The organism is Williamsia sp. R60 (assembly GCF_054063855.1).
Map to the genome: position 1 here is coordinate 634,709 of NZ_JBSSGR010000004.1, position 16,563 is coordinate 651,271.

Below are 16,563 nucleotides of genomic sequence, written 5' to 3' on the forward strand. Positions count from 1 at the left end.
GCAGGTCACTCTCCTACAACGGGGTCATGAGGCTGATCGTCGGTGAGGCCTTCGCGCTCGCGCGCACCTGACCGATCCGATGAGCTCTTGACTTGTGAAATCGACCAGCTGGCAAGAACATTGAGGGCCTGCTGCGAGCGACTGCCGGGTTCGGTGGTGTATACGTACAGTGTCTGCTCCGGATCGTCCGGCAGGGTGAGGGTTTCGTATTCGACCGTCAACTCGCCGACCACTGAATGCCGAAGGCGTTTCGAGCCGTGCGTGCGCTGATAGACCCGGTGTTGCGACCACCACCGACGGAAATCATGGCTCTTGTCGGTCAATTCGTCGACGAGAGCTCGGGTGATCCGATCGTCCGGATCGTTTCCGGCCTCTAACCGAAGACTTTCCACGGCCGCGCGAGCCTGTATCTCCCACTCGAGGAACAGATTCCGCGGTTCGTCGCCGAGAAAAATCCATTTGGCGTAGTTGCGGTCTCGCGGAAGAAACTGATCGAAATCGGCGAACAACGCGCGCGCCATCCGGTTGGTGGCGAGTACATCCGACCGCTTGCCGAGAATCAGAGCCGGCTGACTTTCGAGGGCATCAAGAAACTGGTAAAGCCCTGGCCGAACCCGCTGCACAGCCGCGGCACGACGCGGCGCTACGGCCGACCGGCGCCCGATCAGATTGCCCAGGTGAGTCCGACCGGCGGCATCAAGGTCGAGCGCCAAAGCGATCGCATCGACAACCCCTGTCGATGGAGTGATGCGCCTGCCTTGCTCCAGGCGCGTGTAGTAGTCGGTCGACACCCCTGCCAACAACGCGACCTCCTCCCGACGCAGACCCGGAACACGCCGTACCCGACCGTCGGCAGGTAGGCCCGCGCGCGACGGGTCGACCTGACTCCTCGCCCGCCGCAAGAAATCAGCAAGTTCGCGATTGACCTCACTCACACCATCATCATCACCCACCGGGTTCATCTCCACCTGGGTCGCGCAGTCCTATGTTCGCCTATCCCAGGTCAGCCAGGACTGGATATGCGCTGCTCAAACGTCTCGTAGGCGCCAAGACTGGAGACACCAACGAACACCATCGTTTCGCACCGGCCCTCACACAAGGAGTGACATGACTGCCACCACCCCCACCACCTGGTTTGTAACCGGCACTTCCCGCGGACTCGGACTGGAACTGGTCAAACAACTTCTCGAACGTGGCGACAACGTGGCCGCCACGACCCGTTCCACCGATCGGCTCCTCCGCGCCCTGGACGGCGTAAACACGGACCGGCTCCTCGCGGTTGCCCTCGATCTCACTGCCGCGGACGCCGTCGATTCGGCAGTTCGCCGAACCATCGATCGCTTCGACGGACTCGACGTCGTCGTGAACAATGCCGGATACGGCTACCTCGCCGCCGTGGAAGAGACGACAGACCACGCCGCACGCCAGATGTTCGACGTACAGGTCTTCGGAGTGTGGAACGTCCTGCGATCGGTCTTGCCGGTCTTCCGTTCCCGACACGGCGGACACATAATCAACGTTTCCTCGGTGCTCGGTCTGACCGCGATGCCGGGCTGGGGGCTCTACTGCGCCGGAAAGTTCGCGCTCGAGGGACTGAGTGAGTCTTTGGCAGCGGAGGTTTCGGAGTTCGGGGGTAAGGTCACGATCGTCGAACCCGGCTACTTCCGTACCGACTTCCTGACAACCGATTCGCTGGCTCTGCCCGAAACCACCACGCAGGGCTACGAATCGATCCGGGAGATGACGCACAACCACCTCGAGCTCCAGGGCAGCCAACTCGGCGACCCGGTCAAGGGGGCGGCCGCCATCATCGCAATTGCGGCTTCGAAGGAGGGGCCCTTGCGTCAACTGCTCGGTTCCGACTCCTACGCCTACGCAACCGCCAAAGTCGATGCCCTCACCACTGACTTCGAGGCCGGCAGAGAACTCGCCTTCACCACTGACCACCACCAAGCATGAGACAGCCGGCTACTGCCCAAACCGTCAGGTGCGGACGCGAGCCGCTCCGGTCAAGAGCCAATGCTTGTCGGCGTCAGTGAACCAATCCCTCGTCTTTACTGCCGTATGCTGCGCGGAGCTTGGGTTTGACTACCTTGCCCCCGGGATTGCGTGGCAGTTCGTCGACAACAATGAGGTCTTTCGGGTGTTTGAAGCGCGCCAGGTTCTCGGCGAGGTGAGGTCCTAGCTCATCGAGGGTGAGCGACTCCGTACCTGCGGCCAGGACCACGACTGCTACCGGGACCTCACCCCACTTCGCGTCTGCCCGGCCGATGATGGCGGCTTCGGCGATTGCGGGATGACTATAGAGTGCGTTCTCGACCTCGGCGCAGTAAATGTTCTCGCCACCAGAGATGATCATGTCTTTGGCTCGGTCGACGACATAGAGAAAACCCTCGTCATCCTGCCGGACCAGATCGCCGGAGTGGAACCACCCACCCCGGAACGCCTCTGCCGTAGCCTCAGGATTCTGCCAGTAACCCTTCATCAAATTGGGTCCGCGATAGACAATTTCGCCGACTTCGCCCTGTTTGACGTCTTGCATCAGTGGGTCAACGATCCGAGCCGTCACCGCCGGCACGACTTTGCCAACCGACCCGATCTTCCGGATGGCGTCTTGACCTTCGAGAAGCGTTGTGACCGGGGACATCTCGGTCTGACCGAACGCGGTCATGTTCAGTGCCTCGGGAAACAGCTCATTCATCTCCCGAAGCACGGTATCGGGAGCGGGGGCCGCTCCCCAGCTGATCGCCCGCAGTGTGAGGTTGCGGGGTTTGGCTCGCTGCGCGGCGCAAACTGCCTGCCACTGGGCCGGCACCATGAACACCGAAGTGATGCCTTCGCGCTCCAAGGTGTCGAGCATCTCGTTTGGATCAAACGCGCCGAGCGGATGGATCACTGCCTGGATGCCCCGATAAAAGACCGGGGCGAAAGCCGCGATGCCTGCGATATGGAAGATCGGAGGCACGACCGAGGCTATGTCGCCCGGTTGGCCATCGGACGCATTGATGGTGGTCATCGCCTGGGATTGCAGGTTCGCGTGGGTCAACATGGCGCCTTTTGGCTTTCCAGTTGTTCCCGAGGTGTACATGATGAGTGCGACGGTATCTTCGGGGACGTCGACCTCGACGAGATCCGTAGGATCCTGTGCGAGCAGTTCTTCGTAGTCAAGGTGATCGACGCTGTCGGCGGCAGCGTCGACGACGATGGTGGTGTCGATGGTTCCGGTGGACGCGCGGACCGCATCAGCGAGCGGCACGAGCAGGTTCTCGGTGAGAAGTACTGTGGCGCCACTATTCTGGACCAGAAAACCCACCTCGGCCGGGCTCATACGAATGTTGACCGGTACCGGGATAGCGCCGATCAGATTTGCCCCTAGGACAGCTTCGACATACTCGGTGCGGTTGAGCAGCGCCATCAGGATGCGGTCGCCGAATTGGACGCCGTGGCGCTGCAACGCTGCGGCGAACCGACGCGACCGGTCGTTGAGTTCACCCCAGGTGGTCGCGGTGTCGAGATACTTCACGGCAACGTGGTCTGGTGTCATGTGAGCGTGTCGTCGCACCTGGTTGTTCCAGGTGTTGCGGCTGGAACGCAATGGTTCGTCGAGAAGCTTGCTGGTCGATTCTGCAGCAACTGTCATTGCGTATCCCTGGTGTTGTTGGGCGTGGGGTGCGGTCAACAGCCCACTACTGTGCGCTACGTCTCACTGTAGAGGTTGAGACGATCGTGGGCCGACGAATCAAGGCAGCAAGTGAAATACCTTCTGTGAGTTGAAGAAGCGGTGTTCGGTATGTCGTGGCGCGTTCGCTTCGCATGTAGTCGGAGTCAGGCCTGGTCCAGTCGCGTCACTACCCCTCGGTCTCCATCCACGCGAACACGGTCACCGGTCTTCAACGACTGAGTGGCCACCAAGGTGTTGACGACGCACGGTAAACCGTATTCGCGCGCCACCACAGCCCCATGGGACACGGAGCTGCCGATATCGGTGACAAGTGCAGCGATCACGGTGAAGTACGGTGTCCAACCGACGTCGGTGACCGGTGCGACCAAGATCTCTCCGCGTTGCACGTCGCGCGCGTCGATGATTGATTTAGCTACGCGCACAACACCTTCGACAGTCCCGCGACTCGCCGGGCGGCCGATGATCTCGTCGTCGGTGACACCTCGCTGAGGCCGGACGATGAGCGGTGTCGGCCGCCCGACTGAGACGTCGTCGAACTCCAGCGAGTCCTGGAACGCCAGCGCCTCCCGGCGCTTGACCGCTCGATGCACAAGGTCGGTGATGTCGACGGAACCGACGATGCGGTTCAGTTCTGCCCGGTCGAAGAAGAACACGAGATCCGAGTCAGGGAGTCGTCCGGCCCCGGCCAGCACCTCGCCCAGATGCCGGTAGCCCAGCTTGAGCGAATGAGCCATCAGCGCCATCTTCGATTTGGTCTCCTCGCGCCCTCGTGCGCCTCCTTGCGCCAACCTGGCGAGAAGTCTGATGGACGCTGCGCTGGGCACTTCGGGCCGGCTCTTGGCCGACCCGCGGTCGGACGGATCAAGCGCGGACCGCACCATCACCTGCATCATCGCGCCCAGCCCTTCCGGGTCCTCGGCCCACGACGCATCGCGCATGCACAGCTCGCGGTATCCACGGTGGCCGTGGCGCTCCAGGAACTTCTCCAACGCCATCCCGGCCGCGTTGCCGGTGGCACGCAGCTCCCCGACCGCGGTACCCGGCTCCCCCGCCAAGAACTTCGTGGCAGCCACGTCGTCGGCCGCGATGGTGTGTACCACCGAGTCGAGCTCTTCCAGCATGAGCGCGCTCTCGACATCGGACGCGCCGGCCATGAGCCTGGTCGCCTCGGCGCGACCCTCGTCTTCGCTACGTCCTTCTTTGACTGCTTGTCTCATCAAGACGCTCTCGAGGACGTTCGCGGCGACCGCTGCGCGCGACGACGATCGCACATGGGTCAAGGTGATGTCGCAGTACTGTTCCACCCCGGATTCGAGCTGCCGCAACACCTGCCGAGGGTCATCACCGGTCGGCACCTCGAACTCGGCGATCTGATCCTTCAATCGCCGGATCGCGGGCCCGGCAGACAACGCGTACGTGGTGAGCCGCACGGTGTTGGCCAGTCTGTGCAAGAACGGCTTTGGTGGTTTCGGTTTCAACTCGTCGACCATCCGACCGCAGATCGAGGTGGAGAATTGTTCGAGCGAATTGCCCAGTATCCCCGAGCTCAGACCGGTGCCCTCGGTCAGGTTCAAGAACATGTGGCCCTGAAAATAGCCGACCTGCAGCCACGGCTTCTCGTACTTCGGCTGCGCTCGCGCCACCACCTGCGTCATCTGCATCGCGTAGTCGATGGCAAAACCGGAGACCGAAGCAGTCAACGGGCAGAACGCCCCGGGCATCATCTCGCCGATGTTGCAGCGGGTGTACACATGGTCTGCACCCGCGAGTGGCGAATCCATCTCGCCCAGATCGCCGGGCAGAGTGGTGATAGGACGAGCCTGAAGCCACCAGAGCTTCCCCGATCGGTCGATGGCCCACTCGAGATCCATCGGTTTGACCCAATGTTCGACAGCGCGCAGGGCACCCGCCCGGATGTCCGAGATTTCGTCGGACGACAGGACCGGCGTCTCACCAACCTCACGAACGGCGGGGTTGCCCCCGGAATCCAAAACGATGTGGTCTGGGGACGCCGACCCGTCGACAAGCGCCTCGCCGAGCCCGGCGATGGCATCGATCACCATGAGGTCGCGTCGGCCGGTGGTCGGATCTGCGGTGAACACGACGCCTGCGGCTCGCGCATCGACCATGTGCTGCACGACCAGATGCATTGTGGCCGTGGTCTGTCCACTGTAGGAAGACGCGCGTCCGGAATGAACCGACGCCGCACACGTGTGAACAGCCGCAGCAAAAGCATCGACGGAGTCGACACCCAGCACGGTGTCGTACTGTCCTGCAAAGGATTGGTCGTCGCCGTCTTCGCCGACTGCCGAGGACCTCACGGCCACCGGAGTCGCACCTGCCGATGCCATCTGCGAAAAGCGTTCGGCCACATCATCGACGGCGATCTGCTCGGAAGCGTCAGCGATGACAAATCCTACCGGCACAGCAAGTCCCAGCCGGCGCAACTGCGCGAGACCGGCCGCTTTTCCGCCGTAACGACCGTCAAAGACCTCGTCGAACTCGACCGCGGTCAACGTCATGACGATCCTCCCAATTCGTCCACGATCTCCGCGAGCGCGGCGACCTCGATGGGGCCCGGTTGGTAGAGGCAGATCCGGTCGGAGACACCGTCGACCCGGTCGCGGATGTGCGCAGCCACCTCGGATGGGCTGCCACACGCGGCAATGGTGTGCAGTATCTCGTCGTCGATCAGCGTGGCCATCTCTTGCCAGCGGCCCTGCTTGGACATCGCATTCAGTTCTGGCTGCAGATCGCCCCATCCGTGGGCGTCGAGAACCGGCCGGTACGCCGGGGTGGAACCGTAGAACGCCAGCAACATCCGAGTGGAGGCATGATCGTCGTCGCGCCCGGTATCCACCGACACGATGATCTCGGGTACCACCTCGAATTCGCTCTCTCTGCGGTCTGCAGCAGCCAATCCCTCACGTACTGCAGGCAGTGTCGACTCGTGGAGGAACCGCTTCGACCCGAAAGGCATCACCAACAAACCATCGGCCACTTCTGCAGTGGCCCTGGTCAACCGGGGTCCGAGCGCGCCGAGATAGATCGGCGGCGGACCGAACGGGTTCGGGCCGGGTACAAAGGTCGGCGTCATCAAGGTGTGCCGGTAGTACTCGCCGCGGAAGTCGAGTCGTTCACCCTCGTTCCACGTGGCAAAAATGGCTCGCAGCGCCCCCACCAATTCCTTCATCCGTGCAACCGGATGATCGAACTCGACTCCGTAACGCTTCTCGATCTGCGCGCGAACCTGCGTGCCCAGACCCAGGATGAACCGCCCTTCGCTGATCAGCTGTAGGTCATTGGCCTGATGGGCGAGCTGAATCGGATTGCGAGGGAATGCAATCGCAACATTCGACATGACGTCGAGATTCTTCACCGACGATGCCAGCACCAGCGGGGTGAAGACGTCGAACGGTCCTTCGAAGGTGAACACGCCTGATGCGCCGGCTTCCTTTAGCACTTGCGCCCGTTCGAGTGCATCGGTTGGCCCGAACAGCGCTGTCATGATCTTCATACCTGGCGCCTAGCTCGCCGCGTCGGTCCAGTCGGAGAACCCCGACGGGTGGTGCGGCCCGATGACGCCGTGCTCGAACAGACCCGCGCCCTCGCGAACCGATCCATCAGCTTCGGTACACACGGCCTTGCCGACATGGTCGATGAGACTGAACGGCGCCCGGGCCATCACCTCTGGATCCGTCAGGTCGAAGTCGACGCGTTCAGCGAATGGTGCACCCTTCCAGGTGCCGTGGGCCCACGAGGAGTCGCCACCGTAGCCCGACCCGAAAGCGATGGGAGCAAACAGCTTTGACTCGACGTCCAACTCGATCTTGTCTCCGGCGCGGTTCATGAACTCCACATGGGCGCTCCGAGGAATTCTTGTGCCGGGCTGGTAGTCGACTCTCACCCGAACTCCGTCGAGCTGCTCGACGCGGCCGTCTCGCCACCTGCGTGTGCAGTCGTACAGGCTGCGGTGGCCATCGGGATCTTCCTGCAGGATCAGGAACAGCTGGTAGTCGTCGAACGCCAACGGCAGGTACAGCCACCACATCCCACGGAACGAAGGGTCTGGCCGACCGGCCGGCTCGGCCTCGCCGACAGGTCGGATGCCCCACGAGCGGTCACGGCTCGCCACACTGCTGTCGTGACTGACTTCCAATCGTTCGCCATCGACATCGATCCAGCCCTGCCACGAGCCGACCTGCGCAAAGCGAGACGCCTGCAAGGTCACCCGCCTATCGGTGAGCATCTGGTGCGGCTCCTCCAACGCGGCGGGAAACAGCCCGCGCCAGGTGAGGTCGGCGGAAATACCCTCGGTCTGCGCCAATGTCAGATGCACCTGCTGTAGCGGCTCGATGACATCGAGGCGGTAACCGTTGACGTTCTGATGAAGGCGATCGTCGTCGATGGCGTCGCTGAGGTGCACCGCGGTCTGGGTGTCGCCGCGACGAACGACGAAGTAGGCGTCCTTCACGCCGAGGCGTGGGTAATAGCCGATACCAGTCAGGGCCATGAAACGGCCCTCCCGGTCGAGCACGTTGAAGTACGACCGGTCGTAGAAGTTTCGATCGGACGTAGCCGGCCAGGTCAGAGGCGCGGGCGTTTGGTGAATGGGGAACTCGTCGAGCGGGCTCAGATGCACTAGCTCTCCTCAAATACGATACGTACCGTATTGGAACTATGGTGAAGTCATGACAGCAGAAAGCCGCAGTGAAAACAAGAGCTCTGCGCAGCCCAACCCCGGGCGGCCGCGTGACGGCAGGATCGATGCCGCGATCATCGCTGCCACACGGGAGCTGATCCTCCAGACCGGCTACTCCGCGTTGTCACTCTCGGCGATCGCTGCGCGTGCCGGAACCACCACCGCTGCCATCTACCGCCGGTGGTCGGGCAAGGCGCAGCTCGTTCACGAAGCCGTGTTGTACGCCGAATCAATACCCGTGCCAGATGGTTCCGGCGACATCCGCGCCGAGATCCGGGGTCTGGTCGAGACGGTCCGAGTCATCTTCGACAGACCGGAGGTGCGGTTGGCGCTGCCGGGCCTGATCGCGGACACCGTTGCCGATCCTGAGCTGCACGCCATGATGATCGCGCGATTGGGCGGCAATCTCACGGCATTCGAATCTCGGTTCGGACAAGAGCGCCGCGACGACGACCATCTGCCCATGCTCGCCGAGGTGGTCGCGGGCACTGCGATCTTTCGCATTCTCATCCGAAGCGACGCAGCCCTCGACGACACCTGGGTGGACGAGATGACCAGGATGATCACCGACCGTTGGCCCCCTGAGAAGTCGCTGGATCACTCCTGAAAATCGCTTTCCTGCCCACCCCGACCGGCTTTGATGGCGGGGAACTATCGTTCGCTGTATGCGCTTTGACGAGTACCAGAACTTCGATGCACTCGGACTCGCTCAACTCGTCAAAGACGGTGACGTGACGGCCGGCGAGCTCCTCGATATCGCGCAGCAGCGGGCACATGAGGTGAACCCTCAGATCAACGCAATCGTCCGCTTCATGAACTCACAGGCCAAAGATCACGTTGCCGGCGAACGGGTGGGCCCATTCAGCGGCGTCCCGTTCCTGATCAAAGACCTGGCTCAGGACTACGGCGGCCTGCCCAGTAGCAGCGGTTCGCGATCACTCGTCAATGTCCTCGCGGGTGAGCATTCCACCGTGGTTCAGCGATGGCTCGATGCAGGATTGGTGATATTCGGCAAGACGAACACCCCCGAGTTCGGCGCCAAGGGGATCACCGAGCCCGAACTGTTCGGGCCCGCGCGCAACCCGTGGGATCTGACTCGGACACCTGGAGGTTCGTCGGGCGGATCCGCCGCGGCTGTTGCCGCCGGTATTGTTCCGGTCGCCGGCGCCAACGACGGCGGTGGCTCCATCCGGATCCCGGCCGCCTGCTGCGGACTGGTCGGTCTAAAGCCGGGCCGCGGGCTCCTCCCCATGGGTCCAGCCATCGGTGAGGCGATGCACGGCGCCGCCGCGCAAGGGGTTGTCTCTCGCTCGGTACGGGATACCGCGGCGATGCTCGATGTGCTCGCCGGGGGCGAGCCGAGCGGCCCGTTCCTGCCTTCCGTCCCGCCTGACATCTACCGCTCACAGGTGGGTGCCGATCCCGGACGGCTACGTATCGGTGTCTGCTCCACATCGGGCATCAATCCCGATCCCCATACAGAAGCGGTGGTGGCAGTCGACGGCACCGCGAAGGCTCTTGCCGACCTCGGACACGAAGTGGAGATCCTGGACCAGCAGCCGTTCGACGACCTGGCGCTGGCCCGCGACTTCTTGCTGACCTGGTTCGTGTACCTGGCCTGGGAAATGGACGACGCCAAACGCCGATCAGGTTGCGACGACTCTGATTTCGAGATGGACACGCGGGTGATGGCCGCACTGGGGCGAGCCCATGGCGGTGTCGAGTACGTCGATGCGGTCATGCGCCGACACGAACATGTACGACAACTGACAGCGTATTTCGAGAAGTATGACCTGCTGATGACGCCAACGCTGGCCGAGCCTCCGCCACGCATCGGCGCGTTCGACACTCCCCGCCCTGCCCGCATGGCAGCGTCCGCTCTTCTGAGAACTCGTACAGCCGGCCTTCTGCGGCATGCCCCGTTGGTGGACAACATGATCCAGGACAACCTCAGTTGGGTGCCCTACACACAGTTGGCGAACCTGACCGGGCGTCCCGCGCTGTCGTTGCCACTCCACTGGACCCCGGAAGGCATTCCGATGGGTGTGCAGTTCACCGCTCAGCTTGGTGGTGAAGCCATGCTCCTGCGCCTCGCAGGACAACTCGAACAAGCCATGCCCTGGGGACAGCGCTGGGCCGACCTCTCCCCCAAGAGCTGACCTCCGTGTGAGAGATTCGGTGTAGCAACGCTTTCCGACAGTCGCCTGACAACTGCCACGTCAGCCGCCACCAGATGTCCGCCGGAACTCGTCCGGCGTTGAAATGGACTTGAGGGCGCCTGCGTCGATCGCTCGTGCAAACGTGGCGATCGCTCTGCCCGTGACATCCGGCTGGATGAGCGGGAACAAATGACTGGCGCGAGGTATCACGGTCAGATGAGCACGGGGCGAAATCGCTTCGAAGCGGCGTTCATTGACGCGAAACTGGTCCCAGCCGCCATTGATGAACTCGATCGGACCTGGATACCGCGCGAGTTCGCCGAGGGCATCGAAACGGGAGACCTCGGCGACAACATCTTTGATCGATGCCAATGCGAGGCCACCGACTTCCATGTCCTCAGCGACTCGGCGCCCGACCGATGCTCGGGTGAGCCACCTGCTGATGGCCGCTGCCTGCTCGGGCAGGTACGCGGTCGTCGCCCCGAACGCCCGAAACGGGGCTGCATAGAACGGGCTGGGTTGTGCGGTCGCGCACATCGCCACCAACCCACTGACCAGATCTGGACGCCTGCCCGCGACGGCCATCGAGACATAACCGCCCATCGACATGCCTGCAACGATGGCGGGTGACCCGAGCTCCTCGATGGCCTTGACCACCGTGTCAACGGCACATGCGAGCGTGAACGTCTCCCCCACCCGTCTGCCATGACCGGGCAGATCCGGGAACACCACTTCGCGGCCGGGGATCGCGGCAGCGATTCGGTGCAACGACGCCCCGCTGACACGAATCCCGTGGACGAGAACAACCGGTGCGGGAACGGGCGCAGACACGGGAGTCAGTATGCCCTCAATCCTCGATGGGCCCACAGGTCCAGCTGCCCCCCTGCGCCAAACCGTCACACGAAATTCTCGAAAGAGTTGCGCAGCAACACTCGAGTTGAACGGCCGGGAAACGGTCAGCTCTCTGACGCAGTCCGATCCTGCGTCCACTTCGGCGGGCGACTTCCCCGACGGCTCATCCCAGGCGACGTAACCTGCTCCAGACAGGTCCATGCTCGAGCCACACGTAGTCCGGATTCGGACGCACCGGACGACCGCGTAGCCGATTCAGCCGTGGCGATTCGTCGATCAGTGACGTGAGTATCTCGAGTTGCCGCAGCGTCCATGCCCGCCGGGGACGAACAGCTATCTGGTAGGCGCCGAGGTAGTCGGTGATTTCTTCACTGAACGCGGTCTTGAACTGGCCTACCCCGTGGCGGGGATGAGATGGATCGGAAATGGTCGACGTCGACGGTGTCCCGTCGAGGTCGTATCGCTCGCATCCCTGCTCCCGCGCCCACTGCATGATCTCCCACTGCAGCGCGTACGCCGCGCGGCTACCTCCCAGTCCACACAGGAACGGGTCGCCAGGGCGCTTGCGAATCGAGCCCGCCCCCAGGTAGAGCGCATTCTTGCCCAATTTCGAGACGAACGCGCCGACCACCACCTCGCCCTGGTGCCGAGCCAGGAACAGCTGACCGTCGCCGGACGCTTCGTACTGCTGGAACAGCGCAGTCGACGTCTCGAGGCCGGGGATCCTGAACCGGCCACCGCTGGTGGCGTCGAGCATCTCGTACAGGATGCGGCAGTTCTCGTCGGTGGCCGGGACCCGTTCGACCGTCACACCTTCCTGCGCTGCACGACGGATCGACTTTCGCGCTCGCTTCTTGAAGCGAGCCTGCACGTCGAGTTCGCTGCCGCGCAGATCCACGATGACCGTGCTGTCGTCCAACCACGTCGGCACCCGCGTAAAACCCTGGGCACGAAGGAGTTTGGCGTCGTCTGCATTCGCCTTCAGTTGGGAACGCACCCGAACCGCGGTGATCCCGTTCTCTGCCCCGAACGCAGCCACTGCGCGGCCGGACCGGAGCAGATCGTGAACGTCGAGGACAGGCGGTCCGAAAAGCACCCAGAGCGCTCCCACAAGCGGCACGTCCACCTGGAACGCCGTCACTGCGTAACCGCCCACGATGAGATAGACGGGCCTGGCACCCTGTAAGGCCATGCCATCGATGTTGGCGCGACCGCGATAGACGGTGCCCTCGTCTGGGCTCAGCAGGATCAGTTCGTCCCACCGCGCGATTTCGTCCTCGCCCGCGAATCGTACGTGCGTTGCTTCAGCCGCAGGCTGATGACGTGCATCCTCACGTTGTCCGAATCGCCGACCTGAGCGGACAGTTCTGCCCACCGCCTTTACTGCGCTCATCTGGCAGAGCTCCCGGCTAACGCGGCGCCGTAGCGCTGCTCGATTTTGTCGGCCTTCGGCGGGTGAACGTTCACCCTGGAGAGGTCGCCGTTGTAGTGGCCGAGCACGCGGGGATCCATCACCTTGCGCCACAGCGGCGGGATGAACGCCAGAACCACCATCATGGCGTAGCCCGCAGGAAATTGTGGGGCCTCGCTGCAACTACGAAGGGCCTGGTACCGCCGTCCGGCGCGCGCGTGGTGATCGGAGTGCCGTTGCAAGTTGAGCAAGACGACGTTGCTGACGAGGTGGTCACCATTCCAACTGTGCTCAGGACGCACCTTTCCCAATCTTCCGTCCGGAGTGGGCATTCGCAGCAAACCGTAGTGCTCGATGTAGTTCACCGCTTCGAGTACAAGCATGCCGATGACCGCCTGCAGCGCGAAATATGGCAGCATCGCCCACCCGAAGGCAGCGACGATGACGACGACAATCGCGACACTCACCGACCAGGACTGCAGAATTGTGTTGCGCCAGTTCCAGAATCGGTGGCCCTGACGATGTAGACGAGCGGTTTCGAGCTCGATACCCGAGACAAGTCCTCCATAGAGCGCGCGGGGATAGAACGCGAACAAGGACTCGCCGAATCGCGCGCTCGCCGGATCTGCAGGGGTTGCGACCTTCACGTGGTGGCCGACGTTGTGTTCGACGTAGAAGTGCCCGTACACCGACTGCGCCAACGCGATCTTGGCCAGGCCCTGTTCCAATTTCTCGCGCTTGTGGCCCAATTCGTGAGCGGCGTTGATTCCGATCGCGGCACTCATGCCCAGAGTGATCGAAAGACCTACCCGCTCACCCCTGGTCATGTCCGCGAAGGCAAGGCACCAGAAGCCGAAGAACAGGCCCGCGTACTGGAGCGGGACGAAGATGTAGGTGCACCACCGGTAGTACCGGTCCGCCGACAACGTCCGCACCGCATCATCCGGCGGTCCGGCGCGGTCGGGCCCTCGGATCAGGTCGAGGAGAGGGACGACCACGAGGAGCAGGTAACCACCGAAACCCCAGAGCAACCCCGACACACTGTTCGCCAGCAGGCACGCGATGAACGGCCCGGCAGGCACGAGTAGACAAAGCGGCCACAGGTGACGTTTGGGGTCCTTCCAAGTGCGAGTATCCGACATACCCCGGTCCTCGACTTCAGCTCTGAGCTGGGTGTGGTGCATCAGCACAGCCACCTCGCCCGCAATCTTCACGCGTCTTCATACTCACGGATCCCTTCCGTGGCACTGCATACCCCAAAACCCGGTTGTTCGACGTCAGGACTGGTTCGCCCGCAATGGCCGCTTTCAGTCCGTCTCGCCGTTCACCAAATGCAATTCCCCACTAATCGTCTGATGCGCAATTTAAACACAGAAAGTCCGTTACCAGATCGCCAATTCGGTCATGCTGGTCGAACTGTGATTTACCGAACCTCTTCGCGCGTGTTCGCTGGCTCGGAAACATGGTTCTGGTAATGAGCTGTGCTAGCAACTTGGTCGGGGAACCAGCTCGTCTAGCTCGTGACTCCGCCGCAGAAATACAGCGATGAGCCAGGGTTCAACACAACGACGCGGACGGCTTCTCGACCACTGGGATGACAGTTGAGTCGAGCATGTCCACGAGAGTCCCTGTGAGCCACCGAAGCTCACGTTTAATCGTCTCGCCGATCGACCAGCAACGGTGGTACCCGTCCACGAATCCAGTTTCGCGATCATTGATCTGCATTCGCAATGCCTCGGCGATTGCCGGGAATGCAGGCTGCGGCGAATCAAGCAGCTGGGGTCACAGCTTCGGGGGTTACCGGCTCGGCGTCCGGGGAGCGTTTCCTGCACTGAGTAGGTGTCTTCGCCGCGCGTTCGCGGCGTGAATACAAAAAGGCAGCCCGGTTCACTCGCGCTGGAAATCGCGTGACGAAGCAGCCGGTTCAACGCCGCCCGACTGCACGCAGCCGTCCAGAGAAGCGACGGATACGCCGCCGCGAGCACCGGGCCTCCCGGTGTCTCATCCATGCCATCGAACAATCCAGCGCAGGAATTTGCAGATCGACGACCTACGTCGCGTGCGGGGCCCTATAGTGGGCCAATCTCCAGTGTCGAGCGACGGCACTGGCGGCACCAGAAGAGATTTTCGTTCGACGGGTAACGCGGCACCGCCCGAAGACGACATCTCCTACAGTGCCTTAGTCGTCGGGGACCGAGATCAAGGAGCCAGTCCCCGCATGCCCTCACCTGCAATCCCCAGCGGCAATCTCGTTCCAGCTTGGAGAATCGACTCGCCCGACAAGCAGCCCCGCAGGTCCAGTGGTCGGCGCAGGCCCCGGATCCTGGTCATGAGTGCTGTTGTGGCCGTGCTCAGTATCGGGTTGACGGCCGCGAGTTCGTTCCTGTTCACATTCACGTCCGCATCCGCGCTGACCGGCCATCCGGAGGTGCTGCGAGATGGTTGTTCGTGGGACTCATCCGGCAGCTACGTACAGAACTGCCCGGTCTGGTCCCCGTCGCAGAACAAGTGGGTGACGGTACAGATTCGCGCGTCGCAGGGCAGTGACCAAGGCGTGTATCTCCTCGACGGCATGCGAGCCCGCGAGGATCGTTCGGCGTGGACAACCGATGTGAGGGCCGCGGACGTCTACGACCACACCACCGACACCACGCTGGTGATGCCCGTGGGCGGCGCATCCTCCTTCTACACCGACTGGAACGGCGGCGCGGGCGACCAGAACAGCACCATCAAGCAGGAGACGTTCCTGACCGACGAATTGCCCGCATATCTCGCACAGAACTTCGGCGTGAGCCCGTCCAACAACGCCATCATCGGCTTGTCGATGTCGGCCGGCCCCGCGGTCACCCTGGCCGAACGTCACCCCGAGCAGTTCAAAGTCGTACAGGCGATGTCGGGGTACTACCAAACCGACAACCCGCTGGGCGCTCTCGGCGTCTTCGCGTCTCAGACGTTGGTCTCCAACTACACAAACGGCATCCTCAACATGTGGGGTCCCCCCGGCAGTGCGCAGTGGACCGAGAACGACCCCTCGAAGAACGTCAGCAAGTTGAAGGACAACGGGCAGGTCCTGATCATCTCCTCGGGTAACGGCTTGCTGACACCCGGTGAACTCGCCCATCTGGCCCCGCAGGATCAGATCAGCGCCATCGCCTTGGAGATGTTGTCGGCAGTATCGACCATCTTGATGCAGATGCAGGCCAGACAAAGCGGCGCCAACGTGGTCGTCCTTCCCAATTACGGCGGGCACACCTGGGAGAACTGGGGCCGCGGACTCCGCGATGGGCGAGAAGAAGTGACGCAGGCGCTACGCAGCACCCCGCCTGTCACCGCCAAGACCCAGGTGGTCACTGCCTCGGGATCACCGGTGCCCGACGGATCGGCGAAGGTCACCGACGCCGCATTGCTCGCGGCGCAAACTCCCTCGGTGCTTCCGTCCGACATCCCGGAGACAGCAACCGCGCCCAATAGCGTTGATCCGAGCGCCGACCCATCGGCGACGGAGTCCGCGCCCAGCGGGCCAACGTCCGGAACGGAACCGGCAGCGACTGGGACCGTCGCGCCCACCGACACCCCCGCAACCACCACGCCCACTGCAGAACAGTCACAGGTGAACACCGAGGTACCTGCGTTGGACACTCCTTCGGCGACGACCACACCCCCGGTTACGAGTGGAGCGTCTTCGGCACCGTCAGCTCCATAGCCGGGCTTCAGCGGGCGGGTGACAGCGATCGCTGACGGATCGACGGTCCACCGT

General features: G+C 62.9%; 12 protein-coding genes. 4 read left to right on the forward strand and 8 right to left on the reverse strand.

Annotation, left to right across the window (positions count from 1 at the left end; all coding sequences use genetic code 11):
* Positions 1-5 precede the first annotated feature (5 nt).
* Positions 6-935, reverse strand: coding sequence for a helix-turn-helix domain-containing protein (locus tag ACVWY6_RS21880; protein ID WP_457540894.1), 930 nt, complete (start codon positions 933-935; stop codon positions 6-8).
* A 172-nt stretch (positions 936-1,107) separates the two neighbouring features.
* Between ACVWY6_RS21880 and ACVWY6_RS21885 the strand changes: the two genes are divergently transcribed.
* Positions 1,108-1,959 (forward strand): SDR family NAD(P)-dependent oxidoreductase, encoded by an 852-nt coding sequence (locus ACVWY6_RS21885; RefSeq protein WP_457540896.1) that lies wholly within the window; start codon positions 1,108-1,110, stop codon positions 1,957-1,959.
* A 73-nt stretch (positions 1,960-2,032) separates the two neighbouring features.
* Here ACVWY6_RS21885 and fadD5 read toward each other — a convergent pair whose 3' ends face one another.
* The 4 genes from fadD5 to ACVWY6_RS21905 form a co-directional block, all read right to left on the reverse strand.
* Positions 2,033-3,640: a fatty-acid--CoA ligase FadD5 gene (gene fadD5, locus ACVWY6_RS21890; protein ID WP_457540898.1), complete on the reverse strand. Its 1,608-nt coding sequence runs from the start codon at positions 3,638-3,640 to the stop codon at positions 2,033-2,035.
* A 185-nt stretch (positions 3,641-3,825) separates the two neighbouring features.
* Complete coding sequence (locus tag ACVWY6_RS21895) at positions 3,826-6,204, reverse strand: PEP/pyruvate-binding domain-containing protein (RefSeq protein ID WP_457540900.1); 2,379 nt, start codon at positions 6,202-6,204, stop codon at positions 3,826-3,828.
* Entirely contained in the window at positions 6,201-7,199 is a 999-nt protein-coding gene (locus ACVWY6_RS21900; protein ID WP_457540902.1) for a TIGR03617 family F420-dependent LLM class oxidoreductase, read from the reverse strand. The genes ACVWY6_RS21895 and ACVWY6_RS21900 overlap by 4 nt, the downstream gene beginning before the upstream one ends.
* A gap of 9 nt (positions 7,200-7,208) precedes the next feature.
* Entirely contained in the window at positions 7,209-8,324 is a 1,116-nt protein-coding gene (locus tag ACVWY6_RS21905) for a hypothetical protein (protein ID WP_457540904.1), read from the reverse strand.
* A gap of 49 nt (positions 8,325-8,373) precedes the next feature.
* Between ACVWY6_RS21905 and ACVWY6_RS21910 the strand changes: the two genes are divergently transcribed.
* A complete protein-coding gene (locus ACVWY6_RS21910; RefSeq protein WP_400729821.1) occupies positions 8,374-8,991 on the forward strand; it encodes a TetR-like C-terminal domain-containing protein in 618 nt (205 codons plus the stop codon).
* Positions 8,992-9,049: 58 nt separating this feature from the next.
* Complete coding sequence (locus ACVWY6_RS21915) at positions 9,050-10,543, forward strand: amidase (RefSeq protein ID WP_457540906.1); 1,494 nt, start codon at positions 9,050-9,052, stop codon at positions 10,541-10,543.
* Positions 10,544-10,603: 60 nt separating this feature from the next.
* On the opposite strand, the gene ACVWY6_RS21920 is transcribed toward ACVWY6_RS21915, so the two are convergent.
* From ACVWY6_RS21920 to ACVWY6_RS21930, 3 genes are all read right to left on the reverse strand, one after another.
* On the reverse strand, positions 10,604-11,374 hold the full coding sequence (locus tag ACVWY6_RS21920) for an alpha/beta fold hydrolase (RefSeq protein ID WP_457540908.1): 771 nt from the start codon (positions 11,372-11,374) through the stop codon (positions 10,604-10,606).
* A 184-nt stretch (positions 11,375-11,558) separates the two neighbouring features.
* Positions 11,559-12,788 (reverse strand): lipid II:glycine glycyltransferase FemX, encoded by a 1,230-nt coding sequence (locus ACVWY6_RS21925; RefSeq protein WP_457540910.1) that lies wholly within the window; start codon positions 12,786-12,788, stop codon positions 11,559-11,561.
* Positions 12,785-13,990 (reverse strand): alkane 1-monooxygenase, encoded by a 1,206-nt coding sequence (locus ACVWY6_RS21930; RefSeq protein WP_062798628.1) that lies wholly within the window; start codon positions 13,988-13,990, stop codon positions 12,785-12,787. Before ACVWY6_RS21930 ends, ACVWY6_RS21925 begins: the two co-directional genes overlap by 4 nt.
* 1,145 nt (positions 13,991-15,135) lie before the next feature.
* Between ACVWY6_RS21930 and ACVWY6_RS21935 the strand changes: the two genes are divergently transcribed.
* The gene (locus tag ACVWY6_RS21935; RefSeq protein WP_457540912.1) at positions 15,136-16,509 is read left to right on the forward strand and encodes an alpha/beta hydrolase-fold protein; all 1,374 of its coding nucleotides are present in this window, start codon (positions 15,136-15,138) and stop codon (positions 16,507-16,509) included.
* Positions 16,510-16,563: the final 54 nt, after the last annotated feature.